The organism is Stenotrophomonas sp. TWI1183 (assembly GCF_039673115.1).
Lineage (GTDB): Bacteria > Pseudomonadota > Gammaproteobacteria > Xanthomonadales > Xanthomonadaceae > Stenotrophomonas > Stenotrophomonas maltophilia_AA.
On sequence record NZ_JBDJKZ010000022.1, the window covers coordinates 48,704 to 74,034 of the forward strand.

At 66.9% G+C, this 25,331-nt stretch carries 23 protein-coding genes; 16 read left to right on the plus strand and 7 right to left on the minus strand.

Translation table 11 applies throughout. The features are described from left to right. The first annotated feature begins 62 nt into the window (after positions 1 to 62). From ABE434_RS16695 to ABE434_RS16735, 9 genes are all read left to right on the plus strand, one after another. The gene (locus ABE434_RS16695; protein WP_019184907.1) at positions 63 to 401 is read left to right on the plus strand and encodes a P-II family nitrogen regulator; all 339 of its coding nucleotides are present in this window, start codon (positions 63 to 65) and stop codon (positions 399 to 401) included. 18 nt (positions 402 to 419) lie between these two features. Further along, positions 420 to 1,853, plus strand: a complete 1,434-nt coding sequence (amt, locus tag ABE434_RS16700; RefSeq protein WP_346479619.1) for an ammonium transporter — start codon at positions 420 to 422, stop codon at positions 1,851 to 1,853. 159 nt (positions 1,854 to 2,012) lie between these two features. After that, positions 2,013 to 2,762 carry an N-acetylmuramoyl-L-alanine amidase gene (locus tag ABE434_RS16705; RefSeq protein ID WP_346479620.1) on the plus strand — a complete coding sequence of 250 codons (750 nt, stop codon included), beginning with the start codon at positions 2,013 to 2,015 and terminating at the stop codon, positions 2,760 to 2,762. Positions 2,763 to 2,803: 41 nt separating this feature from the next. Further along, positions 2,804 to 3,934, plus strand: coding sequence for an MltA domain-containing protein (locus ABE434_RS16710; protein WP_346479632.1), 1,131 nt, complete (start codon positions 2,804 to 2,806; stop codon positions 3,932 to 3,934). Positions 3,935 to 3,995: 61 nt separating this feature from the next. After that, positions 3,996 to 4,346 (plus strand): VOC family protein, encoded by a 351-nt coding sequence (locus ABE434_RS16715; protein WP_346479621.1) that lies wholly within the window; start codon positions 3,996 to 3,998, stop codon positions 4,344 to 4,346. A gap of 54 nt (positions 4,347 to 4,400) precedes the next feature. Continuing rightward, complete coding sequence (locus ABE434_RS16720; protein ID WP_346479622.1) at positions 4,401 to 5,459, plus strand: ATP-binding protein; 1,059 nt, start codon at positions 4,401 to 4,403, stop codon at positions 5,457 to 5,459. Continuing rightward, positions 5,452 to 6,903 (plus strand): nitrogen regulation protein NR(I), encoded by a 1,452-nt coding sequence (ntrC, locus tag ABE434_RS16725; RefSeq protein ID WP_346479623.1) that lies wholly within the window; start codon positions 5,452 to 5,454, stop codon positions 6,901 to 6,903. Before ABE434_RS16720 ends, ntrC begins: the two co-directional genes overlap by 8 nt. Positions 6,904 to 6,996: 93 nt before the next feature. Next, positions 6,997 to 7,560 carry a superoxide dismutase family protein gene (locus ABE434_RS16730; protein WP_346479624.1) on the plus strand — a complete coding sequence of 188 codons (564 nt, stop codon included), beginning with the start codon at positions 6,997 to 6,999 and terminating at the stop codon, positions 7,558 to 7,560. 53 nt (positions 7,561 to 7,613) lie between these two features. Beyond that, a complete protein-coding gene (locus tag ABE434_RS16735; RefSeq protein ID WP_176990242.1) occupies positions 7,614 to 8,249 on the plus strand; it encodes a superoxide dismutase family protein in 636 nt (211 codons plus the stop codon). Between the two features lie 104 nt (positions 8,250 to 8,353). Here ABE434_RS16735 and ABE434_RS16740 read toward each other — a convergent pair whose 3' ends face one another. Further along, positions 8,354 to 9,241, minus strand: coding sequence for a hypothetical protein (locus tag ABE434_RS16740; RefSeq protein WP_176990241.1), 888 nt, complete (start codon positions 9,239 to 9,241; stop codon positions 8,354 to 8,356). A 92-nt stretch (positions 9,242 to 9,333) separates the two neighbouring features. Between ABE434_RS16740 and ABE434_RS16745 the strand changes: the two genes are divergently transcribed. Beyond that, positions 9,334 to 10,629: an acetyl-CoA C-acetyltransferase gene (locus ABE434_RS16745; protein WP_346479625.1), complete on the plus strand. Its 1,296-nt coding sequence runs from the start codon at positions 9,334 to 9,336 to the stop codon at positions 10,627 to 10,629. Between the two features lie 100 nt (positions 10,630 to 10,729). Here ABE434_RS16745 and ABE434_RS16750 read toward each other — a convergent pair whose 3' ends face one another. The 3 genes from ABE434_RS16750 to ABE434_RS16760 form a co-directional block, all read right to left on the minus strand. After that, entirely contained in the window at positions 10,730 to 12,094 is a 1,365-nt protein-coding gene (locus ABE434_RS16750) for a heme biosynthesis HemY N-terminal domain-containing protein (protein WP_346479626.1), read from the minus strand. A 3-nt stretch (positions 12,095 to 12,097) separates the two neighbouring features. After that, positions 12,098 to 13,075: a uroporphyrinogen-III C-methyltransferase gene (locus ABE434_RS16755; protein WP_346479627.1), complete on the minus strand. Its 978-nt coding sequence runs from the start codon at positions 13,073 to 13,075 to the stop codon at positions 12,098 to 12,100. 108 nt (positions 13,076 to 13,183) lie between these two features. Then, positions 13,184 to 13,960, minus strand: coding sequence for a uroporphyrinogen-III synthase (locus ABE434_RS16760; protein ID WP_346479628.1), 777 nt, complete (start codon positions 13,958 to 13,960; stop codon positions 13,184 to 13,186). Positions 13,961 to 14,003: 43 nt separating this feature from the next. Between ABE434_RS16760 and ABE434_RS16765 the strand changes: the two genes are divergently transcribed. From ABE434_RS16765 to ABE434_RS16785, 5 genes are all read left to right on the plus strand, one after another. Then, positions 14,004 to 14,474, plus strand: a complete 471-nt coding sequence (locus ABE434_RS16765) for a YiiD C-terminal domain-containing protein (RefSeq protein WP_179460545.1) — start codon at positions 14,004 to 14,006, stop codon at positions 14,472 to 14,474. Between the two features lie 30 nt (positions 14,475 to 14,504). Next, complete coding sequence (locus ABE434_RS16770) at positions 14,505 to 14,939, plus strand: hypothetical protein (protein WP_176990235.1); 435 nt, start codon at positions 14,505 to 14,507, stop codon at positions 14,937 to 14,939. 78 nt (positions 14,940 to 15,017) lie between these two features. Further along, positions 15,018 to 15,455 carry a rhodanese-like domain-containing protein gene (locus tag ABE434_RS16775; protein ID WP_176990234.1) on the plus strand — a complete coding sequence of 146 codons (438 nt, stop codon included), beginning with the start codon at positions 15,018 to 15,020 and terminating at the stop codon, positions 15,453 to 15,455. Positions 15,456 to 15,560: 105 nt separating this feature from the next. After that, on the plus strand, positions 15,561 to 16,076 hold the full coding sequence (gene secB / locus ABE434_RS16780) for a protein-export chaperone SecB (protein ID WP_019184891.1): 516 nt from the start codon (positions 15,561 to 15,563) through the stop codon (positions 16,074 to 16,076). A 20-nt stretch (positions 16,077 to 16,096) separates the two neighbouring features. Then, positions 16,097 to 17,122: an NAD(P)H-dependent glycerol-3-phosphate dehydrogenase gene (locus tag ABE434_RS16785; protein ID WP_088434819.1), complete on the plus strand. Its 1,026-nt coding sequence runs from the start codon at positions 16,097 to 16,099 to the stop codon at positions 17,120 to 17,122. A gap of 205 nt (positions 17,123 to 17,327) precedes the next feature. On the opposite strand, the gene ABE434_RS16790 is transcribed toward ABE434_RS16785, so the two are convergent. After that, positions 17,328 to 17,900, minus strand: a complete 573-nt coding sequence (locus ABE434_RS16790) for an Ax21 family protein (RefSeq protein ID WP_172407593.1) — start codon at positions 17,898 to 17,900, stop codon at positions 17,328 to 17,330. 1,265 nt (positions 17,901 to 19,165) lie between these two features. Here ABE434_RS16790 and ABE434_RS16795 point away from each other — a divergent pair. Continuing rightward, positions 19,166 to 22,672, plus strand: a complete 3,507-nt coding sequence (locus tag ABE434_RS16795; RefSeq protein WP_346465370.1) for an autotransporter outer membrane beta-barrel domain-containing protein — start codon at positions 19,166 to 19,168, stop codon at positions 22,670 to 22,672. A 558-nt stretch (positions 22,673 to 23,230) separates the two neighbouring features. On the opposite strand, the gene ABE434_RS16800 is transcribed toward ABE434_RS16795, so the two are convergent. Both ABE434_RS16800 and ABE434_RS16805 read right to left on the minus strand, forming a co-directional pair. Next, positions 23,231 to 24,046 (minus strand): hypothetical protein, encoded by an 816-nt coding sequence (locus ABE434_RS16800; protein ID WP_346465372.1) that lies wholly within the window; start codon positions 24,044 to 24,046, stop codon positions 23,231 to 23,233. Positions 24,047 to 24,160: 114 nt separating this feature from the next. Then, on the minus strand, positions 24,161 to 25,331 hold a 1,171-nt coding region (locus tag ABE434_RS16805; RefSeq protein WP_346479629.1), incomplete at its 5' end, for a DUF1254 domain-containing protein.

Genomic DNA, 25,331 nt, shown 5'->3' on the forward strand with positions numbered 1-25,331 from the left:
CCGCCGGTTGACCTGACATCGGCCCCACGCGGGCCGGTTCCATCCACCATCGGGATATGCGCATGAAACTGATCTCCGCCATCATCCGGCCGTTCAAGCTCGACGAGGTCCGCGAGGCCCTCTCCGACGCTGGCGTGTCGGGCATCACCGTGACCGAAGTCAAAGGCTTCGGCCGCCAGAAGGGCCACACCGAGTTGTATCGCGGCGCGGAGTACGTCGTGGATTTCCTGCCGAAGATCAAGATCGAGACCGTCGTGACCGACGATCGCCTGGAGGCCGTGGTCGAGGCCATCCAGACCGCGGCCGGCACCGGCAAGATCGGCGACGGCAAGATCTTTGTCACCGCGGTCGAACAGGTCGTCCGCATCCGCACCGGCGAAATCGGCGCTGACGCGCTCTAACCCCACTCGGAGCCCACAATGAAGACCTCTTTGTTCACCGGGTGGCAAGCCCGGTTCCATGCCGTGTGCCTGATGATGCTGCTCAGCGCGCTGGCCGTTGGTGCCTTCTCCAGCAGTGCGCATGCCCAGGCCCAGGTCACCCCCGTGCCGTCGGAGACGGTCGCGGTCGAGCCGCTGCCGGCCACGCCGGAGGCCACGGCTGTGCCGGTCGCCGAAGCGGCCGCTGCACCTGCCTTCGACCACGGCGACGTGGCCTGGATGCTCACCTCCACCTTGCTGGTGCTGCTGATGGTGGTGCCGGGCCTGGCGCTGTTCTATGGCGGCCTGGTGCGCTCCAAGAACGTGCTGTCGATCCTCAGCCAGATCCTGGTGGTGTTCTCGCTGGTGCTGATGCTGTGGGTGGCCTATGGCTACAGCGCGGTGTTCAGCGAAGGCAACGCGTTCTTCGGCTCGTTCACCCAGTTCGCCTTCCTCAAGGGCTTCGGGCCGGATACCGTCGGCAACACGCCGATCGCCGGCCTGCCGGACTATCTGTTCGTCGCCTTCCAGTCCACCTTCGCCGGCATCACCACCGCACTGATCGTCGGTGCGTTCGCCGAGCGCATCAAGTTCAAGGCCGTGCTGCTGTTCTCGGCCCTGTGGTTCACCCTGAGCTACATCCCGATGGCGCACATCGTGTGGGGCGGCGGCTATCTCGGTGAGATGGGCGCGATCGACTTCGCCGGTGGCACCGTGGTCCACATCAATGCCGGCGTGGCCGGCCTGGTGGGCGCGTACTTCGTCGGCAAACGCATCGGCTACGGCCAGACCGCACTGAAGCCGCACAACGTGCCGTTCACCTATATCGGCGCGATGCTGCTGTGGGTGGGCTGGTTCGGCTTCAACGCCGGCTCGGCCGCCGCCGCCGACACCGTCGCCTCGCTGGCCTTCATCAACACCATCCTCGCCACCGCCGCCGCGGTGCTGGGCTGGACCCTGGTCGAAGCGGTCAGCAAGGGCAAGCCGTCCGCGCTGGGCGCTGCCTCCGGCGCCGTGGCCGGCCTGGTCGGCATCACGCCGGCCTGCGGCACCGTGGGCCCACTGGGCGCGATCGTGATCGGCCTGGTCGCCGGCGTGGTCTGTGTCTGGGGCGTCACCGGCCTCAAGCGCCTGCTCAAGGTCGATGACACCGCCGACGTCTTCGGTGTGCACGGCATCGGCGGCATCGTCGGTGCGCTGCTCACCGGTGTGTTCAGCGCGCAATCGCTGGGCGGCACCAAGGCCGACCTGGACATCGGCCACCAGGTCTGGGTGCAGCTGGTCAGCGTCGGCTTCACCATCGTCTGGTGCGCCGTGGCCACCGTGCTGATCCTGCTGGTGGTGCGCATGGTGTTCGGCCTGCGCGTCACCGAAGAAGCAGAGCGCACCGGCCTGGATGTCACCTCGCACGGCGAATCGGCCTACGAGGCCTGATCCGCGCGATACCGCATTAGAAACGAGAGAGATGCTTCACCTTCGCCGGCGGCCTTCGGGTCGCCGGCTTTTTATCGGGCTGCTTTCAACGACGTCCGCGCACACCGCCGATTCACGCCGCGCCCGGCAACCGCGCGCCAGATCACGCACAATGCGGTCATGCGCCAGATCCGCTTCCTGCTTCCGCTGCTCGCCTGCCTGCTGTTCGCTGCCTGCGCCAGTACCGGGGTCCGCAGCCCGCTCGCCACCTGGGTGCCGTCACCGAACCACAACGCGCGCGCGCCGGTGGTGATCGTGCTGCACCACACCGATCAGCACTCCGTGCAGGAGAGCCTGGACACGCTGCGCAGCGCCAACAGCGGCGGCAAGGTCAGCTCCCACTATCTGGTCGGCGCCGACGGCCACATCTACCAGCTGGTCGGCGATGACCGCCGCGCGTGGCATGCCGGTCCCGGGCGCTGGGGCACGATCACCGATCTCAACTCGGCCTCGATCGGCATCGAGATCGACAATGACGGCGACACGCCGTTCGCACCGGCGCAGATCGCCGCCCTGATCCGCCTGCTCGAGGACCTGTGCGCGCGCCTGCGCATCCCACCCAGCCAGATCATCGCGCATGCCGACCTGGCGCCGTCGCGCAAGCAGGATCCCAGCCGTTTCTTCCCGTGGCAGACCCTGGCCGAGGCCGGCTTCGGCGTATGGCCGCGCGCCGCCGATGGCCCGGCCCCGCCCGGCTTCGATGCCTGGCTGGCGCTGCACGCGTTCGGCTATCCGATGGACGACCGGGCTGCCGCGGTCGGTGCCTTCCATCGCCGCTTCCGCGGTCGTGACGATCTCCCCGCAGATCTCGATGCCGAAGACGCCCGCATCCTGCACTCGCTGCTGTTGCAACAGGAACGCCGCCCATGAAGTTCACGCCCCTCCTCCCCGCACTCAAGCACGCCGCGTTGATGGGCATCGCGTCGGCGCTGCTGAGTGCGTGTGCGGTCGCGCCGCAGCGCCCCGCATCACAAGCGCCTGTGCAAACCAGCACTTACGCGAAGGCGAATTGGAACGCATTGCCTGCCGTCGCAGACGCCGATCTGCAGGCTGGCTTCGCGGCCTGGCGCAGTGCCTGCCCGCGCCTGAAGACGGAGGTCAGCTGGGCGTCCACCTGCGCTGCAGCGGCCAATGTCGCCACCACGCCGGCCGCCATCCGCCAGTTCCTGCAGGCGAATCTCGACGTCTATGCGCTGCGCGCGGGTGGCAACCGGGCCGATGGCCTGATCACCGGCTACTACGAGCCGATCTATGCCGGCAGCCTCACCCGTACCGCCAAGGCATCCGTGCCGGTGTACGGCGTGCCGGGCGACATGGTCAGCGTCCAGCTCGACAGCCTCTACCCCGAACTCAAGGGCAAGCGCCTGCGCGGCCGCGTGGAGGGGCGCGTGCTCAAGCCGTATGACGATGCTGCGCGGATCGCCGCGAACGGCGTCAAGGCACCGGTGCTGGCGTGGCTGACCAGCCCGATGGACCTGCAGTTCCTGCAGATCCAGGGCTCGGGGCGCGTGCAGCTGGCCGACGGCCGCCAGCTTCGCATCGCCTACGCCGACCAGAACGGTCATCCCTACCGCCCGATCGGCCGCTGGCTGGTGGAGCAGGGCGAGCTGAAGCAGGCCGACGTGAGCATGGCCGCCATCCGCGCCTGGGCCGATGCCCATCCCGCGCGCGTTCCCGAGCTGCTCGCCAGCAACCCCAGCTATGTGTTCTTCACCCGCGGCCCCGACAGCGACGACGGCCCGCGCGGCTCGTTGAACGTGCCGCTGGCCGCCGGCTACAGCGTCGCCGTGGACCGCAACGTGGTGCCGCTGGGCAGCCTGCTGTGGTTGTCCACCACGCGCCCGGACGGCACCGCGCTGGTGCGCCCGGTCGCCGCGCAGGATACCGGCGGTGCCATCACCGGCGAGGTCCGCGCGGACCTGTTCTGGGGCACCGGCGATGCGGCCGGCGAACTGGCGGGGCACATGAAGCAGAAGGGCACGATCTGGATGCTGTGGCCGAAGGGCGCGGCGCTGCCGAAGGCGCCGGTCGCGGCGAACTGACGACGCGCGGATCTGGTGGGGGCGGGTATACGTGCGGTTGTTGCAGCGCCCGGGAGGGCTCATGAAGGTCAAACGCATCATCGCCAACATCCCCGCGTCCGATCCGGCCGCCGCGGACAGTTTCTATCGGGACATCCTTGGCCTGGAACTGGCCATGGATCATGGTTGGATCCGCACCTATGCGGGATCCGCGGATATGACTGTCCAGGTGAGTGTGGCGTCCGAAGGCGGCTCCGGTACCACCGTGCCTGATCTCTCCATCGAGGTCGACGATCTGGACGAAGTGCTGCGTCGGGTGCACGCGGCCAACCTTCCGATCACGTACGGCCCGGTCCACGAACCGTGGGGTGTGCGTCGGTTCTACCTCCGCGATCCGTTGGGCCGGCTGGTCAACATCCTGCAGCACGCGTGAGCGAGGCAGGAAACCGGGATCAACAGGCCTGCCGTTTTGCACTACATTGGTGCAATGACCACCGCGCTACCGCCCCCCGCCCTCGACGCCCTCGGCACCCCGGTCGCCTGGGCCGATGCCAGCGGCCGCCTGGTGGGCTGCAATCCCGCCTTCGCGCGCTGGCTGGGCGTGAGCGTGCGTCGCTTGCTGGGCCAGCCGCTGGCCTCGCTGGAGGCCCAGGGCGACGCCCTGGCCCACTTCCTGGCCCGTGACGAGCGCGACACCCTGCGACTGCACCGGCTGGCCCTGGCGCTGCCGGGCGATGCACCGCGCTTTGCCGAGGGCTGGCTGAGCCGCTGGGACGAGGGTGGCTGGCTGCTGGAGGCGCATCCGGTGGATGAGTTCCCGGGGCTGGATCCCACCCAGGCGCTGCCCAGCGCGCTCAGTGCCGCGCTCAAGGGACTAGCGCACGAGCTGCGCAATCCGCTGGCCGGGTTGAAGGGCGCGGCCCAGCTGCTGGCACGCCGCAACGCGCAACGCGATCCGGACGAGCGTGAACTGATCGAGCTGATCGGCTCGGAGATCGAACGCCTCAACGGCCTGCTCGAGCAGCTGCTGTCGCCGGCGCCGGCCGCGCCGCATGCAGCGCTCAACATCCATGCCTCGCTGGAACGCGTGCTGCGCCTGGCCGAGAGCGAGGGTGGCTGGGCCGTCCGGATGCAGCGCGATTACGATCCCAGCATTCCCGAGTTCGATGGCGACGCCGACCGTCTCACCCAGGCGGTGTGGAACCTGGTCCGCAATGCGATCCAGGCCGGTGCCGGCACGGTGACCCTGCGCACGCGGGTGGAGCACGGTGTGCGCATCACGGATCAACTGCACCCGCTGGCGCTGCGGCTGGAAATCGCCGATGACGGCCGTGGCGTGCCTGAAGACCTGGCCGAGCATCTGTTCCTGCCGCTGGTCAGTGGCCGCGCCGAGGGCACCGGGCTGGGCCTGGCGCTGGCCCAGCAGGTGGCGCGCGAGCATCGCGGCACCCTGACCTACCGCTCGCGCCCGGGCCATACCGTATTCACCGTGCTGCTGCCGATCGGGCAGGGCACCCCCGCCGAGGACACCGCCGCCCATGGCTGACCAGGTCGATACCGCCGCCCAGCGCGTCTGGGTGGTCGACGATGACCGCGCGGTGCGCTTCGTGCTGTGCACCGCGCTGCGCGAGGCCGGCTACCGTGTCGAAGGCTTCGACGGCGCTGCTGCGGCGCTGGCGATGCTGGCCGATCAGCCGCCACCGGACCTGCTGTTCACCGATGTGCGCATGCCCGGCGATGATGGGCTGGTGCTGCTGGACAAGCTCAAGGCGGCGCATCCACAGCTGCCGGTGATCGTGATGTCGGCCTACACCGACGTGGCCAGCACGGCCGGTGCCTTCCGCGGCGGTGCGCAGGAGTTCCTGTCCAAGCCCTTCGATCTGGACGATGCGGTCGCCCTGGCGCAGCGCGTGCTGCCGGCCCCGGATGTGCCCCTGGCCGAGCCGAGCGAGACCGCCAGCGCCACGCCGCCGGACCAGCGCCCGCAGCTGGTCGGCGATACGCCGGCGATGCGCGCGCTGTTCCGCGCGATCGGGCGCTTGGCGCAGGCGCCGCTGTCGGTGCTGATCAATGGCGAGACCGGCACCGGCAAGGAACTGGTCGCGCATGCGCTGCACCACGAATCGCCGCGCGTGCAGGGGCCGTTCGTCGCACTCAATACCGCGGCCATTCCGTCCGAACTGCTGGAAAGCGAACTGTTCGGCCACGAAGCCGGCGCATTCACCGGGGCGCAGCGTCGCCACATCGGCCGCTTCGAGCAGGCCAATGGCGGCACGCTGTTCCTCGATGAAATCGGCGACATGCCGTTGCCGCTGCAGACGCGCCTGCTGCGCGTGCTGGCCGAGGGTGAGTTCTTCCGTGTCGGCGGACGCGAGCTGATCCGCGTCGATGTGCGCGTGATCGCCGCGACCCACCAGGACCTGGAAAGCCTGGTCGCGCAGGGGCGCTTCCGTGCTGACCTGCTGCATCGGCTGGATGTCGTTCGGCTGCGGCTGCCGCCACTGCGCGAGCGTCGCGACGATATCGCCCAGCTCGCCGAGACCTTCCTTGCGGCTGCCTCACACAAACTGGACACGTCCCCCAAGCGGCTGACCGCGGCGGCGCTGCAGGCACTGCGCGAACACGATTGGCCGGGCAACGTGCGTGAGCTGGAGAATGTGTGCTGGCGCATGGCCGCGCTCGCTGCGGCCGACAGCATCGGTGTGGCCGACGTGGACAGCGCGCTGCATCGGGGCGCGGGTGCGCCGCGCTCGCGCAGCGCCGGCGATCCGGGCCAGTGGGAAACACTGCTGTCGGCGTGGGCGCGCCAGCGCCTGGCCGAAGGCGCGGAAGGCCTGCACGCACAGGTGCGTGAGCGCGTCGACCACGCACTGCTCGAGGCCGCGCTGCAGATCACCCATGGCCGCCGTGCCGAGGCCGCCGCGCGGCTGGGCATGGGCCGCAACACCCTCACCCGCAAGCTCGGCGCCGGTCGCCGCCGAGGCGGATGAACCGCATGTCCACACCGCGTGTGCGCCGTGTCCCGGCCACTTTCATGGCCTGTGGACGAGCGCACCGTTAGTTTGCAACCAAGGAGTCTTCCCATGCGCAGTTCCCCTGTCGTCCTCGCAGCTATCGCGGTCGGCCTGGCCGCCTGCGGCAGCACGCCGCCGCCGCGCCCCGTGGCACCCGTCGTGCCGGTGGTCAGCACCGCGCAGATGGCCGAAGCCAATCTGTCGCCGGCCTCGGCCAGCCTGGTCAGCGGGCGCCTTGCGCTGGTCCCGGATACGCGCGGCGTGCATATCACCGGCGTCATCGGCGGCCTGCAGCCACTGCAGGTGGCCGGGTTCCATGTGCATGAGCGCGGCGACTGCAGTGCGGTCGATGCGAGCAGCGCCGGTGCGCATTTCAATCCGTCCGGCCAGCCGCACGGCCGCAACAGTGCCGGTGCGCATCACGCCGGTGACATGGACAACCTGCGTGCCGACGCGCAGGGGCGCGTCAACGTCGACATCCGCCTGCCAGCGGTTACTCTTGGCGGCGGCGCAGCCACCGATATCGCCGGACGTGCACTGATCGTGCATGCCAACGCCGACGATTACCGCAGCCAACCCGCCGGCAACGCCGGCGCCAGAATCGCCTGCGGCGTCATCCGGGTCGTGCGCTGATCGCGCAGTCCCCCGACGTCGCTTCTTCCAACGCTACCCGCAAGGAGATCCACATGCGCCTGATCCACACCTCGTTGTTCGCTGCCATCGCCGCGCTCGGGCTGACGGCCTGCAACAAGCCGGCCGACACCACCCCGGAAGCCACCCCGGCCGCTGAAGCCACCGCGGCCCAGCCGACGGCCGAAGCGACCCCGGAAGCCCCGCCGGCAATGACCAGCGAAGCCCATGCCAACCACACCGCCAGCGCCGACCTCGCCGCCACCCAGGGCAACGACGTCAAGGGCAACGTGACCTTCAGCATCGTCGACGGCAAGGTCCACGTGAAGGGCCAGGTCAGCGGCCTGAAGCCCAACAGCGAGCATGGCTTCCACATCCATGAGAAGGGCGACTGCAGCGCGCCGGACGGCGCCAGCGCCGGCGGCCACTTCAACCCGGGCAAGGAAGACCACGGCAGCGTTGCCACCGCACCGCACCACGGCGGTGACATGCCCAACATCAAGGCCGACGCCCAGGGCAATGCCGTGGTCGACGCTCCGGTCTCGACCAACGTCAACATCGGCAAGGGCGATGACTTCGACATCATCGGCCGCGGGCTGATCGTCCACGCCGACGCGGACGACTACAAGACCCAGCCGACCGGCAACGCCGGCGCGCGCCTGGCCTGCGCGGTGATCAAAGCGGCCCCGTAATCCGGGCCGTGGTTGACGAAAAAACGCCGGCATTCGCCGGCGTTTTTTTTTAAATAACGGGGACGGAGGTAGTTAAGCCGCCGGCTTAACTACCTCCGTCCCTATTAACGCGCCAGCAGCGCGCGCGCGTCCTGCCCGGCTTCGCAATGCACGAACAGCACCGGCAGTCCGTGGGCTTCCAGCACGGCGGCCATCTGCCGCTGGCGGATCAGGTACTGGTCGTAGATGGCCTGCAGGCGATCGCAGTCACCGGTGCCGTGGTTGTAGTACGCACACCAGCCGGCAGGGTCGAACAGCGCCATACGCACTTCGCCGTCAGCGTATCGAAGCAGCGGCTCCGGCGCGGCATCCAGCCACTCTTCCACGTGCGGTGCCATCAGCGCGGTCTCGATCAGCGGCCACAGGATCGCCAGGCCCTGGTTGTCGTACTGCATCGACATCATCGCGGCGAGATCATTCACCGTGAAATAGCGTGCATGCTCGATCTGCGCGCCGAACGCGTTCTGCGCCTGCAGGGCGGTATCGGGCTGGGCCATGCCCTGGGCCAGCAGCACCTCTTCCAGTGCTTCGGCCACGGCCTGGGTCTGCGCAACTTCGGTGCCGGTCAGCAGGAACGGCACCACCCGCAGGCCGCCACCGGTGAGGGTGGCATCGGCCTGGAACGGCAGCGGCACATCGCCGTCGGCGCCGGCACCAAAGGCCAGCACGCGCGGGCCCTGGCTGCGGCCCGGGGCACGCATCTGCAGCTCTTCCAGGCGCCGGTGTACCGGCCAGCCCGGACGCAGCACTTCGGCCGGATCGAAATGGGCGCCGGCGAACACGAAGTCCAGCCCGCTGACGCCGGGCACCAGCTTGGCCAGATCGCGGCCGACACGTTCGGCCAGTTCACCAGCCTGTTCAGAGGACAGCGCGGCATGGCGCGGGGCGTCGCCGCCGGCCAGTTCCAATGCCAGTACGCCAATGGCATTCATGCCGTGGTCGGGTTTGCTCATGGTTTCACGGTTGGCCCATCACAGGGCGGCAGCTACACTTGGCCCCATTATGCCTGCTCCTTCGTGCAGGCCATGTTGCAGACACCCCTCCCATGCCAGGTATCTCCATGCCCAACGCCCGTCCCGTCGCCATCCTCGGCGGCGTCCGCATCCCGTTCTGTCGCCAGAACACGGCTTATTCGGACGTCGGCAACCTCGGTATGTCGGTACGCACACTCGGGGCGCTGGTGGAGCGCTTCGGCCTGCACGGCCAGCAGTTGGGCGAAGTGGCGATGGGCGCGGTGATCAAGCACTCCAGCGACTGGAACCTCGGCCGCGAAGCGACGCTGTCCTCGGGCCTGTCCCCGCTGACCCCGGGCATCACCATGCAGCGTGCCTGCGGCACCTCGCTGGACACCATCATCGCGGTGGCCAACAAGATCGCGCTCGGCCAGATCGACTCGGGCATCGGCGGCGGCTCGGATACCACATCCGACGTGCCGATCGTCTATGGCAAGAAGCTGCGCGCACGCCTGCTGGCCGCCAACCGCGCCAAGAGCACCGGCGACAAGCTCAAGGCGCTGACCCGGGGGTTCAAGCTGAGCGAACTCAAGCCGGAATTCCCGGGCGTGGCCGAGCCGCGCACCGGCAAGAGCATGGGTGATCACTGCGAGGACATGGCCAAGGAGTGGAACATCTCCCGCGATTCGCAGGACGAGTGGGCGGTGTCCTCGCACAAGAAGCTCGCCGCTGCTTACGAGCGCGGGTTCTTCAACGACCTGATCGCTCCGTTCCGCGGCGTGGAGCGCGACAACATCCTGCGTGCCGATACCTCGCTGGAAAAGCTGGCCACGCTGAAGCCGGCGTTCGACAAGGTTTCCGGCCGCGGCACGCTGACCGCCGCCAACTCGACCCCGCTCACCGATGGTGCCTCGGCGGTGCTGCTTGCCAGCGAAGACTGGGCACGCGCGCACGGCCACGAGCCACTGGCGTATCTGCGTGATTCGCAGGTGGCCGCGGTTGATTTCGTGCACGGCGAAGGCCTGCTGATGGCGCCGACGATCGCCGTGCCGGAGATGCTCAAGCGCAACGGCCTGACCCTGCAGGATTTCGACATCTACGAAATCCACGAAGCGTTCGCCGCCCAGGTGCTGTGCACGCTGCGCGCGTGGGAAAGCGAAGACTACTGCCGCAACCGCCTCGGCCTGGATGCGCCGCTGGGCAGGATCGACCCGGCCAAGATCAACCCGCTGGGTTCGTCGCTGGCCACCGGCCACCCGTTCGCCGCCACCGGTGCCCGCGTGATCGCCACGGCGGCCAAGCAGCTGGCCGAGCGCGGCGGTGGCCGCGCGCTGGTCTCGATCTGCACCGCCGGCGGCATGGGCGTGGTGGCGATCGTCGAGCGCTGATCGCCGACGCAGGAACTGAAGAAGGCCGCCCAAGGGCGGCCTTCTTCGTTTCCGGGTAGATCCACGCCATGCGTGGATGTGCCAGGTGCCGCGACGCCCTTTACGGCAGGCGCGGATTGCCGAATTCGTCGCGTTCCACGTGCAGGCGATCTTCTTCGACGTGCAGACGGCCCGGCTCCCCATGCAGGCGATCCTGCACCGGCGCCGGCTCGCCCATCAGCGACTGCTCTTCGATGGTCGCGCGTTCGGGCACGATCGGGTCGAGTGGCGTCGCGGTCGCGGCACGCGCCAGCGCCACGCTGTCATCGCCGCGCTGCTGGCGCAGGGCATTGGCGAAGCACTGCGAGGCCAGCGCGGTCTCGCCACGGTCGAGGAACACTTCGCCCAGCGCTTCCCACGCGGCCGGGCCGGCACCGGCGGCAATCGCGCGATGCAGGTAATCCTCGGCCAGCGTGTGCTGGCGCTGACGGGCGGCGATGCGACCCAGCGCCAGCAGCAATGCCGGGCTGGAAGGCTGCGTAGTCAACCAGCGCTGCAGGTTGGCCTGGCGGGTGGCCAGTTTCTCCACCGGCATCTGGCCGTAGAGCGTCACCACCGATTCGTCCCAGCGCGTGTCCAGTGCCTGTTCGAGGTTGAGCAGGGCCGGTTCGTCCCAGTCCAGGGCCACTGCGCGCAGCGCATAGGCGGAGACGACATCGGGATCGCTGCGCAATGCCTTCGGCGTGGCTTCCCACTGGGCGGCCAACGCGTTCACGTCACCGGCTTCGAGCAGCGACTGCGCGGCCAGGCGGATTTCCAGTTCGGCCACGGCGGCATCGGGCAGCACTTTCTGCTTGCGCAGCGCGCCCAGCTGGCCATACGCCTCGTGCGCGCGATCGGCACGGGCCAGTGCTTCGGTCCGCAGCCACAGGCCGCGCGGCGGCAGCGGCTGGATCGCGGCCACGTCGAGCACGTTGATCGCATCGACCGGGCGTTCCTGGGCCAGCAGGCGTTCGGCCAGCAGCAGGGCATGGCTGGTGGCATCTTCGGTGGCCAGGCGCTGCAGGTACTGATTGACCGCAGCATCGTCATCGCGCGCCTGCGCACTGCGCACCGCGGTCACCATGGCGACCGCGCTCACTTCCTTGTCTTCAGCAGCACTGGTCAGCAGCTTTTCCGCACGCTGCCAGTGGCCGTGTTCGTGCGCCTGCAGGCCTTCGGTCAGGCGGGCGCGGCCCTGCTTGCGGCGGTAGCGGCCCCACGCGCGGAACGGCGAGGCCAGCAGGCTCCACAGCAGCCACAGCACCAGCAGCCCGACCAGCACCATCAGGGCGACCTGCGGCACGGTGGAGCGGTAGTCGGTACCGCCGTAGCGATAGATCACTTCACCGAACTGGCGCAGCTGCTCGGTGCCGAGCCACTGCGAGGCGATCACGCCCAGGGCCACGGCCAGCAGCAGGACCACTAGAGATTGAAACGGCTTCATCGATTAACTCCCAGTACGCATCGTGCGCAGTTGCTGCAGGGTGCTGCCCAGTTCGGGCAACGATGGACGCAGCTCACGGGCGCGTAGTTGGTGCAGTTCAGCACGACGCTCGCGCAGAGCAGGTGAATCCGGCCACAGCCGCGGCAGCCACAGCGCCACCCGGTCCAGCGCCTGGACATAGCCGGCCTGGTCGCCGCGCTCCACGGCGGCGCGCGCCAGGGTCAGCTCCAGCTGCAGCGAATCCCAGGCGGCCACACGCTCGGCCTCGGTCAACGGGCCCTGCAGGCGGGTGGGGGTGATGGTCACGAACGGGGCGAGCACCTGGTGCCACCACGGCGTCTCCGCCGTGGCGTCGACCGCTGCGTCGATCTGCTCGGGCAGTGCGGTCAATGCAGCGGCGAACCGCGCCAGCGCGGCCTGTGCCTGGGCACGCGCGCCCGGGCCGAGGGCATCCACCGCGTTGCGCTCCTGCATCAGCGCCTGCCGCAGGTTCAGGTACTCATTGCCCTGCACATCGTCCAGCGAGGTGGCCGCCAACGCGTACAAGCGCTTGGCCCCCTCGACGTCATCGGCATAGGCCAGCCGTTGCCCGGCCTGGCTCAGCAGCAGCTCGGCTTCTTCCAACTGCAGCGCCTGGGCGCCGTGGCGGGTGCTGTCGGCGAGCTTGGCCAGGTTCTCTTCGAGCAGGGCGTTGCGTTGGCTCAGGCCCAGCATTTCATCGCGCAATACGCGGTTGGTCGCGGCGGCATCCTGCACGCGCTGGGACGTCGAACGCTGGTCACGGCGCAGTGCCTCGACGCTGTCCAGCAGGCCCTGCACCTGCAGCTGGGCGTTCTCCAGCCGCAACTGCTCCTGGGCCTGCCGCGCCTGCCACTGCGTCCAGCCCCATGCCCCGGCCCCGACCAATACGGTCAACGCCGCGATCGGCACGATCCAGCGCAGGGGGCGGTTCGAAGAGGGGGGCGAAACCGGGTCGTTCATACGGGCATCCTTGTCGCGCGCGCCGGGCAGTCCGCTGGCTGGCGAGCGACGTGGCGCACAGCATCGCCCGTCGCCCGAGCCCCCTGCAAGGCCGCGCGCCCTCCCTGTTCAGGAAGACGCCGGGTGCATGAGCGCGGCGTGTGCAGCGCTGACCAGCTGCGCCGGCAACGGGCCGGCGGCCAGGGTCACGTTGAGGAAGCCGGCAGCCCGTGCCTGCATTGCCAGCCGCTCGCTGGCCGCCGCCACGGAAGCGGTGCGCAGGCGAACCTGCAGGTCCGCAGGGAGCTGCTCCAACAGCAGTGACAGGGCCTCGCCACTGCTCAAGGCCAGCGCCCACGGGGCGGCCGACCGCCGCAGCCGTTGCAGCGTGCGCGCTGCCAGCGGCAGGGGCTGGCGCGCATACACGTTGGCCCGCAGCAGCTGGGCGCCGCGCTGCTGGAGGGTGTCGGCGATCACGCCACGGCCGCCGGGTGCCGTCACCAACCCCGCACGCAGACCCCGCAGGTCCGCCAGCGCAGGCAGCGCCAGCAGGCCTTCGCTGTCCATCCGCCCCGGGGCGAGCACATCCCGCGCACCATGCCGCGCCAGGGCGGCGGCCGTCCCTGCGCCGACCGCCAGCCACTGGCCGGCGTGCGGGGCATCCAGCGCGGTCAGCCGCGCGGCGGCATGGACGGCGGCCGGACTGCTGAAGACCACCCGCTCGGCCGCCAGCGCAGCGGCGAGGTCGACGCAGGTGGCCGCATCCCTGCGTGCCTGCAGCGCCCACGGCGACAGCGCGATGACGGTTGCGCCGGTGCCCTTGGCCGCGCGCCGCAGCGGCGCATGCTGGCCACGCGGGCGCAGCGAGATCAGGGTCCAGGGCGCGACTTTCGTTTCGGTGTTCATTGCGGGCATTATGCGAGCCCTTCGATGTGACGTGACCAGCCAGATGTCCGCAACCGATTCCCTGCCGGCGCAGCTGTCCGCGCTGCAGCATGTCCTGGATGCCATGCCGCCGGTGGCGGCCATGCAGATCCGTGTCCACGATTATCGCGACGGTGTCCTGCACATTCATGCCCCGCTGGCCGCCAACGTCAACGACAAGGGCAACGCCTTCGGCGGCAGCCTGGCCTCGGCCCTGACCCTGTCCGGCTGGGCCCTGGTGACGCTGCGGCTGCGCCTGGCCGGGTTCGATGCGGATGTCTACGTGGCCGACAGCCACATCCGCTACCTCGCGCCGGTGTACGGCGATCTGCACGCGCAGGCCCAGGCCGATGCGGAAACCGACTGGGACAGCTTCCTGGCCACCTTCGCCCAGCGCGGCAAGGCGCGCATCAGCCTCACCGCCCGCCAGCCGGGCGACGGCGACAAGGCGGCCGCTGAACTGAGCGGCCGTTTCGTGGCCTTCGCCAGGCGGTAGGATGGGCGCCTTGCCTAGTGGGGAATTCGCATGCGCCGTACGCTTCAGATCCTGCTGATCGCCTTGTTCGCGCTGACCAGCGTGACCGCGCTGGCCGCCGAGCAGAAGACCACCAGGAAACAGCGCAAGGCGCTGGAGGAAACCCAGGTCAAGTACGACGCCACGATGCGCTGGGGCACCGTCGAGGATGCCTTGCCGTACCTGGATCCGGAATACGCCAAGGCCCACCCGATGACCGATCTGGAGCTGCGCCGCTTCGAGCAGGTCAAAATCTCCAGCTATCGCGCCAGCGACAACGTGCCCATGCCCGACGGCCGGGTCGGGCGCACGGCCGAGGTGCGGGTGATCAACAACAACACCCAGTCCGAGCGGACGGTGCGGGTGCGGGAGATCTGGCGCTGGGACGCCGAGGACAAGCGCTGGCTCCAGGCCAACGGCCTGCCGGACCTCTGGCAGGACCGCTGAGGCCCGCCCGCACGGGGCTGGACGCCGATTCGCCCGCATGTGCGACAATCGGCGCCCGCTTATCGACCCGTGATCTTAGTGAATTACGAAGAGTTGCTGGCCTTTGCCGGCCGAAACCCGATGTTGTCGATGGCCCTGGTCGGCCTGACCGTGGCCATCATCGTGACCGAAGTCCGCCGCCTGTTCCGTGGCTTCAAGTCGCTCAAGCCGGCTGAACTGACCCAGCTGATGAATGCCGGTGGCGCCATCGTGGTCGACCTGTCCTCGAGCAGCGATTTCGAGAAGGGCCACATCGCCGGCAGCCGCAACGTGCAGCCGGCCCAGTTCGGTCCGGAGCACAAGCTGGTGGCCAAGGCGCAGCAGAGCCCGGTGGTGCTGGTCTGCCGCAGCGGCAATGCCTCCGAGACCGCGGCCAAGGCACTGAAGAAGGCCGGTTTCACCCAGGTCAGCGTGCTCGACGGTGGCATCCCGGCGTGGCAGCAGGCCGAGCTGCCGCTGGTCAAGGGCCGCAACTGATTCCCCTCGGAGTGAAGCGCACGCCTTGTGCGCGGCGCACAGCGCCCCCATCGCAGGGCATGTAACAATCCGTTTTTACAGCATTCATTTTTGGAGCAACAGGAAATGTCCGAAGAGAACACCAACGGCGCCGTCGCGCCGGTCGACGCCGCTACCGGTCCCTCGTTCACCGTCGAGAAGATCTACGTCAAGGACGTTTCGTTCGAATCGCCGAACGCTCCGGCCGTCTTCAATGACGCCGTGCAGCCGGAACTGCAGCTCAACCTGAACCAGCGCGTGCAGCGCCTGGGCGAGAGCGCCTTCGAAGTCGTGCTGGCCGTGACCCTGACCTGCAAGGCCGGCGAGAAGACCGCCTATGTGGCCGAAGTGCAGCAGGCCGGCGTGTTCGGCCTGGTCGGCCTGGACCCGCAGTCGATCGATGTGCTGCTCGGCACCCAGTGCCCGAACATCCTGTTCCCGTACGTGCGTTCGCTGGTGAGCGAGCTGATCCAGGCCGGCGGCTTCCCGCCGTTCTTCCTGCAGCCGATCAACTTCGAAGGCCTGTACGCCGAAACCCTGCGCCAGCGCCAGGAACAGGGCGAGACCTCGCTCGCCGATTCCGAGCCGGCCGGCAACGCCTGATCGGCGCTGCGGTCGTACGGATGAGCAACCACGCAGACAAAATCGCGGTTCTCGGCGCCGGCTCCTGGGGCACCGCCCTGGCGAGCCTGCTTGCGCGGCACGGTCACCCGACCGTGCTGTGGGGGCGCGATGCGGCGATGGTCGAGGCCATCGACCAGCGCCACGAGAACACCCGTTATCTGCCGGGCATCCCGCTGCCCGAGTCGCTGCGCGCGACCACCGACCTCGCCGCTGCCGTCAAGGACGCGGCCTGGGTGCTGGTGGTGGTGCCGTCGCACGCTTTCGGTGAAACCGTGCGTGCGCTGGCACCGCTGCGGCCGGCCGATGCCGGCGTGGCGTGGGCGACCAAGGGCTTCGAACCCGGCTCCGGTCGGTTCCTGCACGAAGTAGCACGTGAGGTCCTCGGGCCGGACGTGCCGCTGGCGGTGGTGACCGGCCCGTCGTTCGCCAAGGAAGTCACCCAGGGCCTGCCGACCGCGATCACCGTGCACGGTGACGCGCCGGACTTCGCCCAGCAGGTGGCCGATGCGATGCACGGCCCGGCGTTCCGCGCCTATACCGGCGATGACATGGTCGGTGCCGAGCTCGGCGGTGCGATGAAGAACGTACTGGCGGTGGCCACCGGCGTCGCCGATGGCATGCAGCTGGGCCTCAACGCCCGTGCCGGCCTGATCACCCGTGGCCTCAATGAAATGCTGCGGCTGGCCGCCGCGATCGGCGCCAAGCCGGAAACCCTGATGGGGTTGGCCGGCCTGGGCGATCTGGTGCTGACCTGCACCGGCGATCTTTCGCGCAACCGTCGGCTGGGCCTGGCCCTGGGCCGCGGGCAATCGTTGAACGATGCCGTGCGCGAGATCGGCCAGGTGGTGGAGTCGGTGCAGACCGCCGATGAAGTGATGCGCCAGGCGCGGCGTCACGGCATCGACCTGCCCATCTCCGACCGGGTGCGCGCCGTGCTGCACGGTGAGCAGACCCCGGAAGAAGGATTGCGTGCGCTGTTGGCACGCGAACAGAAGCCGGAGTATCCGGACACGCTGTTCAAGTGACGCATGAAAAACCCCGGCAAGCGCCGGGGTTTTTTTTCAGCGCCAGAACGAAAAAACCCGGCACGTGGCCGGGTTGTTTCGTGGCGTACCGACGAGGGTGTCGCCAGGTGCTGCATAAAAGAAGCCCGGCGTGAGCCGGGCTTCATGGCGCAGGGGAGAGAGACCGCGCCATCCAACAACGTACCGCGGTGTTGCGTATCGCGTATTACCAGGTGAAGCGCGGACCGACGAACCATTCCTTGTCGCCGCCCTTGGCCAGCTTCACTTCGCCAGCCAGGCCCCAGTTCTGGTTGAGCTTGGCCTGGGCGCCGACGCGGCCGTAGAACTCGCCGTCCGGGTTGATGCCGTGCTTCTTGCTGTAATCCTCGTAACCGGCCATCACGTAGCCTTCGAAGTTCGGGGTGAACGCGCTGCGCACGCCGACTTCGGTCGAGTAGCCGTTGAAGTCCAGGCCGTGCTTCGGATCGAACTTCTGGTAAGCAACGCGGGCGACCAGATCGGTGGTCGGGGCGATGCCGTAGTTGTAGCCGACACCGACCTTCCACTGGTCCACATCATTGCTGCCGCGCTTGGTTTCCTGCGCGTTGTAATCACCGAAGACGTGGAAGTTCGGCGCCACGGCGACCGAGCCCTTCACCGCCCAACCATCGGCGTCGCCGCCCTTGGCATCGGTGTTCACGTAGCCGCCTTCAACATAGTTGTACGACAGGCCGTCGGTTGCCGAAGCAGCGAACGGCAGTGCAGCGAGCAGACCCAGGGCAAGCAGGGAAGTCTTCATCATCGGGGACACCTTTTTATTTTTTGGTTTTGTCCGCCAGCAGAGGGGAGGGGAAATCGCTGCTGGCGACAGGTGTGAATTATCCGTTAGTCACCCCAATTAGCCCTGAATATCAAACTGAGCAGTACATAAATACAAGGGTATTTCAAGGAACTTTATCGGCGGTATCTTATAGCCATGACCCCATAGTTCGTGCGGATTGGACAAACTATGGGGGAGCGAGCCTGCACAGACTATGGGGGAGCGAACCCTAGCCTGAACGCGGGCTTGCTACTGCCCTAGGTTTGAGCAAGCTCCACATGGCTGGTCTGGCCGCTGCAGTGGTTTGCTCCATCGAGGCTCCTGATGAGTGGACGCGGCAGCTTCAATCATCGTTAGCAGCTTTCGTAGGCCACTTTGTCGCATAACGCGCTTTAGCGCGTCGCCGCGGTCGTCTTCTGCGCTTGGGTGGGCGACTTGCTTCGGACCGGCTATATGAGCGAACGACCAGTAGGACCACGATCACTACAGAAACCGGAAACGACAAGACGATGCCAGCAACGATGCTCATCTGAGCAAAGGTGCTCAAGTTCTCCATTTGCCTCTGCCTCAATGAGAGTGGTGCAGCCCAAATCAACGAAGGACCATGTTCGGTAGGCTTGGCAGGTGCCGAATTCATTTCGAGCAACCGCTACGCTAAAAAGGCGAGAGCAGGTAGCCTGGTCATTGCAAGGTATTCATTGCGAGTGACTGGAGACCGGACAACAGCTCCAGCCTCATAGCTCAGCCACTGACAATGTTACCGAAGGCAAAGGCGCACAACTGCGGGCGTTATAGCTACATCGTGAAGAAATAGCACACTCAACAGGTCAAACGCGCCACTTTTGCGGGCAGGGTGGCTGCATCGTCACTGAGTTCGTGGCGAAAATCGAACCATTACCAGTGAGCCTCTCGCTCTGACCAGTGATCCTCCCCGGCGGGCGGCGGGCGGCGGGCGGCGGGCGGGGATCCGCGAACCAGCTCAACTTGCACTTGATCTACGTCACTGTTCCTACTGAGCCAAATCTTGTGCACGTCGTCTCTTGGCCGAAAGCGGATATGCGGTCGTCGTGGGTGATTAGGGATCGTTATCATGGCTAGGGTGCTCACGATTCGTCTCTGAGTGGCGTGTAGGAGCTGGTTGGCACACCGGAAATCAGTAAACATACTGGCGAATAACCGGCAGTTGTGCGGATGCGCGTGGCGGGAGGCAAAAATAGACTCGATGTTCCCAAGTGGAGCTCGACATGTCATCTAAGCCGATGGGTATGGCAATAGGGACGGGGGATGTCCGGGGGCGCTCTCGAGAGGCGTTGCGGCTGACCGCGTTGGCATCCGCGTGCTTCATGAGCTACGCAACATTCGCGGCCCCGCCCCCGGACGATGGTTTGGAGCCTTTGCCGACGCTGTCGGGAACGACGCTGCTGACCGCACCGTCAGAGGGGGTTGGCTGTCAAGGCATCCAGACCACCCCCCGCGTGGTATCGCTGTGCGATGGAGCCGCTCACGAGCTACCCGATGCAACAATCCCCGGGACGACCTGGGACGTGGTCCGGGTGGGGTATGGCACCACGGCCACATTCAACGGTTACAACATCGTGGCCGAGATACCGACCGGCGGCGCGGGCTTCTTCAGCCCAATCACCGTGTTCAGTGGGCCAGATGGCGCCTATGCGGTCGCAACCGGCACGTTCACCAACACCACGATCTACATGGCACCCCAATCCCTGGCCAACGCCATCGCGACCACGGGGGGCGTGCTCAACCTGGGGGCGGGGACGGTAGTGGGCCTCAATCCCGCCAATACCTACTCGCCGACCATGACCCTCGCAGCGCTGACGGCGTTCGGAGGCGGTGTGGTCAACGCCAACGGCACGGTGGTCAACCTGCCCACCACGTTGGCCACCGCGTTCCAGATCACCAACTCCGGACCTGGGGGCGGTCTGCCGGGTCAAAGTGCTCTGGGCCAGATCAATGCGTCGAACATGACCGTCACGTTGGGCGATGGAATCGCTGGCACCGGCCGGACCCGTGGAGCGTTGGTCGGGGGCGAGGCCGAGTTGAACCTGACCGACAGCACGATTACCGCAGGCAGCTACTCGCTCGGCATCTACAACTACTTCGCCGGGTCCTACACAGGCGCCATCGCAGGCTCCCGATCAAATGTCCTCCGCAGCTCGATCACGCTCGGCAATGACAGCGTGGGGTGGTGGGGCAATGGCGCACTCGCACCGGCCCGCCTCACCGCCACCGACAGCCAGTTCAAGGTCGGCACCGGAAGCTGGGGCCTGTTCATGGCCACGGGCGCTGTCGGGCGCCTTACGAACACGACGGTTTCAGCGGGCGCGAACAGCTTTGGTGCCCTGATGCATGACGGCACCAGCCTGACCATCGATGGAACCAGTGCTATCACTGCGACCGGAGCAGGGTCTGTCGGCATTCGGAACGACTCTGGAGACGTCGTGTTTGGCCCGGGCACTCCGGACATCACGGGCGGTGATCTCGGCTTGAACGGCATCGCCGCAAGCACCTTCGAACTTCAGTCCGGGAGCACGCTTCGGGTAGGCGTCGGACAAAACGCGGCGACGGCCATCCAGTTGGATGCAAGCACGTTTACTGGTGCCGGGGGTTCGTCATTGGCCGTCTCGGCAAGTGGCTCAACGGGCACCGGCATCTCCCTCACCAATGCTGCTGTCTTCAACCATGCGGGCAGCATCGCCGTCTCCGGTCCCGGCACCGCTCTCTCGGCGAACGGCAGCGGCACGAGCGCAGTGCTGTCGGGTGGAGGGACTGCCAGCGGTGGTGGGGCGGGCGCCCCGGTAATCCAGGTCAGCGATGCAGCAACCCTGGACGCGACCAACGTGGTGGTGAACTCTGCGGCTACTGGTGCTGCCGTGCCTGCGCTGTTGCTCACGGGAGCAGATGCCTCAGTCCGGTTCGCCCGCGGGAGCCTGGGCAATGCCCAAGGCGGCACGGTGACCATAGACGGGACTGGGGCGTTGGTTGATCTAAGCGATACCCAGGTAGGTGGCAGTGGGCAATGGCTGGACGTGGGCCCCGCTGCCGGCGGCTCCGCGGCGGCCGATGGCATCCTGACCATCGCCCGCTCCACGCTGACAGGCTCCGCTCAGACTGCCCTTGGCAGCACGTCCTCAGTCACGCTCATCGACAGCACGTGGTTCCTCACCGGCTCGTCGGTGCTGACCGACCTGGTCAACGACCCCAGCGTGATCGATTTCGCTCCCCCTGTCGGCTCACCCACATTGGCCAGCAGCTACAAGACGCTTACCGTGAACCGCTATGCCGGCGATGGGACGCTGGCGATGAACGCTTGGCTCGCTGCCGATGACTCGCCCTCTGATCGCCTGGTCATCCTCGATGGCACAGGGACGGGGCCGGGCACCATCCAGGTGCGAAACACCGGCGGGGTAGGCGCGCTTACCGCCGCTGACGGCATCTTGTTGGTCCAAGCGATCAACGCGACCACAGCCGCTGACACATTCGCACTTTCGGCCCCGGTCGTGGCCGGGCCGTATGAGTATTTCCTTTACCGCGGAGGTGCCAGTGGCGTCGGCTCGGCCGACAACCAGAACAGCTGGTTCCTGCGGTCGACAATCGACTGCGCCGCCCCCGGTGCTCCGGTCCCGCCGTGCCCGGCACCGCCAGACCCTCCGCCCGTTCCGCCGCCGACACCCCCTATGCCACCGGTGCCACCGACGCCTGCATATCGGCAAGAGGTGTCGCTTGCCGCCGCCTTGCCGGTCATGTCCGCGCTGTATGGCCGGGCGCTGGTGGACACCCTGCACGAGCGCGTCGGTGACCAACACCTGCTGAGGCAGCGCACCGATCTGGACGAAGACCGGACCGGCTTGAATGGCGCATGGGTGAGAGTGCTGGCCCACGACGGCGAGCGGGACGGCGGGAACCAGGGAATCTACGGAAACCGTGGCCCGGGCTTCGATTACCGATTCCAAGCGCTTCAAATCGGGCTGGACTTCTACCGCTCCATCGACTCGGAGGGCAACCGTCAGCACGCAGGTGGCTACCTGGCCTACGGCAAGGGCAAGGGAGACGTTCGCCACAACATCCTGGATCATGACTTCCACGCCGGCAGCGACGAGTTCGATGCCCGCACGATCGGCGCCTACTGGACCGGGTTCAACGCCCGCGGCGGCTACTTGGATGCCGTGGCCCAATACACGTCATATGACCTGCGCGCGCGATCGACACGGTTGCCCGACACCTTCACCAACGGCAATGGCACGGTTCTTTCGTTGGAGGGCGGGTGGCCCTTCGCCCTGGGTTCGGGTGACACCGCGGAAGATCTGACCGGTTGGAGAATCGGACCCCAGGCGCAGGTGATCTGGCAGCGCGTGGACGTCGACGACCTGGTCGATGACATCGCGCGCGTACGCTACAGTGACGGCGATTCCACGGTGGGCAGGTTGGGCATCCGGCTCAACCGCATCGGCAGTGGCCAGGGCCGCAACGGCGGCGCCCGGGCCAGCGATGCGTGGCTTCGCCTGAACGCCTGGCACGAGTTCAACGGATCGCCCAGGACAGAGTTCTCCAGCGCGACAGGGTATGTGCCTTTTACGGCTGATCTCGGCGACAGCTGGGGCGAGGTCGGCCTGGGGGGTACGTGGCAGGTAAGTGATACCGGCTACCTGTTCGCGGACGTGGATTACACGTGGAGCTTCAACGGCGCTGAGACATCTTGGAACAGCAAGGTGGGCATGCGTTGGAACTGGTGACGAAGACGGAGAGCGCATGTCGGGAGTTTGCAGCGCCGCTACCAAGCCCGCGTCGTGTTTGCCGTGGACATCAGGCGGCTCTGGACTTACAGCGATCGTCGCCTGAGGATGTCATACAAGAAGCAGTACCTCACCGCACTGCGCCTCGATGAAAACACCGGCTTTGATCGCACTTTTCTTCTCCATCTGCTTCAGCCTCGCCGGATCCATCGCCCCTTCGCATAAAAGCGCATGTTTATGTGATTGCCGAGATGACCCGCCGCACGTCCCGACTCTCACTCATCTGGCGGCTCCCCGCAGTGACGCAGGGATTAGCAATTGCCCCGCTGTGCAAAAGCGGGCGCTCTAGCTGCTACTTATGAGCGGCGGGGCCTGAGAGCCTGATCGACACGAAGGCCCCAACTTGGGGGCCTTCGTGTCTCAGCGGAAGCCTTCCACGCTTGGGTCGGCGGTGCGCCAAGTACCGACAAGGCTACGGGCAGTCTACTCAACAGCTAGGACACCCAGAGAGCCCCCAAGTCGCTGGGACGGTAGCAGAACACAACGGAGCGACGTCGGTTACTCGGGGAAAACAAGAGTGACCGAAAAGCGCCCTGTCCATCGACTGGCGTACTGCGGACGGTCCACGTTGTAGAACCCGCCTATGCCCAGGCTTACCGGGGTGTGCCCGAAGCGCAGAACCTTGGAAACGGTGGCGCCTAATGGAACGGTCCACGCATCGCCACTGGCGGCTTTCCAGTTGTAATTGGTCTCCGATGTGAAACTGAGCGACCAGCCATCGGGCAGGTTACGGGTAACGAAGGGCTGCACGCTGGTACTGCTGACATCGTCGCGGTCACTATCGCCACCAATCGACCAGATGTGGTTGGCCAGTGCGCCTACCGTCCACGATTTGGTCTTGTGGACGACGATAAACGCTGGTCCCAGTGAGTACTTTCCGGTGCCCAGACTGTTGTGTGAGGCAGTATCGAGCAACGCGGCGGCACCAAAACCGAACTCTGTGCCACCCGCCTCGGCGGCGGTCTTGGGGATGTAATATCCCTGCACGAACAAATCGCCGGTGCCGTGTTTGTCTTCGGGGAACTGGTTCCAGCTCAGCGGCAGTATAGGCCGTAGGATGAATTTGCCGTTCTCCCCAACGAAGGGTATCACTGGCTGGATCTTCAGCTGCTGGTTGTGAAAGTCCCCTCCCGGGCCCACCGAGCCCAGGTAGTTGTACTGGAAGGGTACGGAGATCAATGCCGCGCCGGGATCTGCTAGCTTGCGGGCGATGTCGTCGCTGGACGCTCCTACATCAGGAGCTGCACTCTGCGCGGCAGCTTCGGCGGCTAGGAGCACACAGCCGAGGACCATCAGCTTTGCTATGACGGTCATGAGAGGGTCTCCTGATTGGTGATGGCATAAGAAAGCTCGAGCGCCATAGAATCCGATCCTGGCAATGCTGGAGGGGTAGTTCTGCTATGCTCGCCTCGCTGCAGATGAGCGCAATTACTGCTTGGTGCCGTCCGGCGTCTTGATCACTTCGGGTGTGGTCCAGCGGCCGTCCAGCAACTCCGGCTTGGGACGGTAGTAGCGCATGAACATCACGAACGGTCCCTTGGGCGCGGGCAACCAATTGGCCTGCCTCTCCTTGCCGGGCGAATCCGCCTGGATGTAGATCGTCAGCCCACCGTCAGGATCCTTCTTCAATCCAGCCAGCATCGGCGAGTTGATCAGATAGCGGTTGATCGGATTCTTGACCAGCAGCTGCTGCGGCAGTCCGTACATGGTGACCGACCAGAAGGCATCCACGGGCGGCAGCTGGTCCTTGGCGAAGCGCAGGGTGTAGGCGCCTTTGCTGCCGTCCAGGGGATGGCCTTCGGAATCCTTGTCCAGGATGGGGTACATCGCCTCTTCGCGGGAGTTCGCACCGATGCCCACCTGGGTCCCGGTCGCACGGGCGACGTAGTCATTTTTCAGGAAGTCCCGGCTACCGAACAGGGCATCGGTCCTGCCGCCCAGCGAGGCGCGCTTGTCATCGATCTGCTTCTGCCCTTCGGCCATGCCCTCCTTGAGCGCGGCCTGCATCGGCGGCGGCAGGCGGTTCGCATCAAAGGGCTTGCCCGGCTCGATACCCAGCGTGGCAAAGCGCTCGCGCAGGGCCGCCTCGCTTGGATGCGGCGGCTGCGCGAACTGCAGCAGGAACGCCAGCTGGTTGAAGAACTCCAGCGACGTCCGATCCTGCGCCGGCGGCGTGGGCGTGATCCATGCGATGGCGGGCGCCGGCGGCGGCGCTGGTGTCCCGGCGAAGGCTGACAACGGCTGCACCTTGTAGCCGGCCTGGATCTTCTTCACGTTCTCCAGGTCTGCTGCGTTGAAGAGCTGGGTGCGGCCAACCACGCTGACCAGGTCGGTCTCCGAGCGGATCACCTTGGTGATGCCCTTGGGCGCTTCCCCCTTCCAGCCCGGCCCGACGATCAGGAAGCTGCCGCCGTCATTGCCAGTCGTGCGGCTGCCGATGTAGTCGAAATTGAAGGTGTAAAGATCCATCAGCTGGAAGACGAAGTATCGATCCTTCGCCATCCTGGGCACGGTGATCACCACCGGCTCTGCCCGCAGATCCAGCATGGCAAAGGAGTAGGGGGTGTCCGAATTCGGCGTCACGAAGGCAGTGTCGTCC

Excerpts from the sequence above, each read along its gene's own strand:
- ABE434_RS16695 (WP_019184907.1), top strand. The coding sequence starts at position 63 with ATGAAACTGATCTCCGCCATCATCCGGCCGTTCAAGCTCGACGAGGTC.
- amt (WP_346479619.1), top strand. The coding sequence starts at position 420 with ATGAAGACCTCTTTGTTCACCGGGTGGCAAGCCCGGTTCCATGCCGTG.
- ABE434_RS16705 (WP_346479620.1), top strand. The coding sequence starts at position 2,013 with ATGCGCCAGATCCGCTTCCTGCTTCCGCTGCTCGCCTGCCTGCTGTTC.
- ABE434_RS16710 (WP_346479632.1), top strand. The coding sequence starts at position 2,804 with ATGGGCATCGCGTCGGCGCTGCTGAGTGCGTGTGCGGTCGCGCCGCAG.
- ABE434_RS16715 (WP_346479621.1), top strand. The coding sequence starts at position 3,996 with ATGAAGGTCAAACGCATCATCGCCAACATCCCCGCGTCCGATCCGGCC.
- ABE434_RS16720 (WP_346479622.1), top strand. The coding sequence starts at position 4,401 with ATGACCACCGCGCTACCGCCCCCCGCCCTCGACGCCCTCGGCACCCCG.
- ntrC (WP_346479623.1), top strand. The coding sequence starts at position 5,452 with ATGGCTGACCAGGTCGATACCGCCGCCCAGCGCGTCTGGGTGGTCGAC.
- ABE434_RS16730 (WP_346479624.1), top strand. The coding sequence starts at position 6,997 with ATGCGCAGTTCCCCTGTCGTCCTCGCAGCTATCGCGGTCGGCCTGGCC.
- ABE434_RS16735 (WP_176990242.1), top strand. The coding sequence starts at position 7,614 with ATGCGCCTGATCCACACCTCGTTGTTCGCTGCCATCGCCGCGCTCGGG.
- ABE434_RS16740 (WP_176990241.1), bottom strand. The coding sequence starts at position 9,241 with ATGAGCAAACCCGACCACGGCATGAATGCCATTGGCGTACTGGCATTG.
- ABE434_RS16745 (WP_346479625.1), top strand. The coding sequence starts at position 9,334 with ATGCCAGGTATCTCCATGCCCAACGCCCGTCCCGTCGCCATCCTCGGC.
- ABE434_RS16750 (WP_346479626.1), bottom strand. The coding sequence starts at position 12,094 with ATGAAGCCGTTTCAATCTCTAGTGGTCCTGCTGCTGGCCGTGGCCCTG.
- ABE434_RS16755 (WP_346479627.1), bottom strand. The coding sequence starts at position 13,075 with ATGAACGACCCGGTTTCGCCCCCCTCTTCGAACCGCCCCCTGCGCTGG.
- ABE434_RS16760 (WP_346479628.1), bottom strand. The coding sequence starts at position 13,960 with ATGAACACCGAAACGAAAGTCGCGCCCTGGACCCTGATCTCGCTGCGC.
- ABE434_RS16765 (WP_179460545.1), top strand. The coding sequence starts at position 14,004 with ATGTCCGCAACCGATTCCCTGCCGGCGCAGCTGTCCGCGCTGCAGCAT.
- ABE434_RS16770 (WP_176990235.1), top strand. The coding sequence starts at position 14,505 with ATGCGCCGTACGCTTCAGATCCTGCTGATCGCCTTGTTCGCGCTGACC.
- secB (WP_019184891.1), top strand. The coding sequence starts at position 15,561 with ATGTCCGAAGAGAACACCAACGGCGCCGTCGCGCCGGTCGACGCCGCT.
- ABE434_RS16785 (WP_088434819.1), top strand. The coding sequence starts at position 16,097 with ATGAGCAACCACGCAGACAAAATCGCGGTTCTCGGCGCCGGCTCCTGG.
- ABE434_RS16790 (WP_172407593.1), bottom strand. The coding sequence starts at position 17,900 with ATGAAGACTTCCCTGCTTGCCCTGGGTCTGCTCGCTGCACTGCCGTTC.
- ABE434_RS16795 (WP_346465370.1), top strand. The coding sequence starts at position 19,166 with ATGTCATCTAAGCCGATGGGTATGGCAATAGGGACGGGGGATGTCCGG.
- ABE434_RS16800 (WP_346465372.1), bottom strand. The coding sequence starts at position 24,046 with ATGACCGTCATAGCAAAGCTGATGGTCCTCGGCTGTGTGCTCCTAGCC.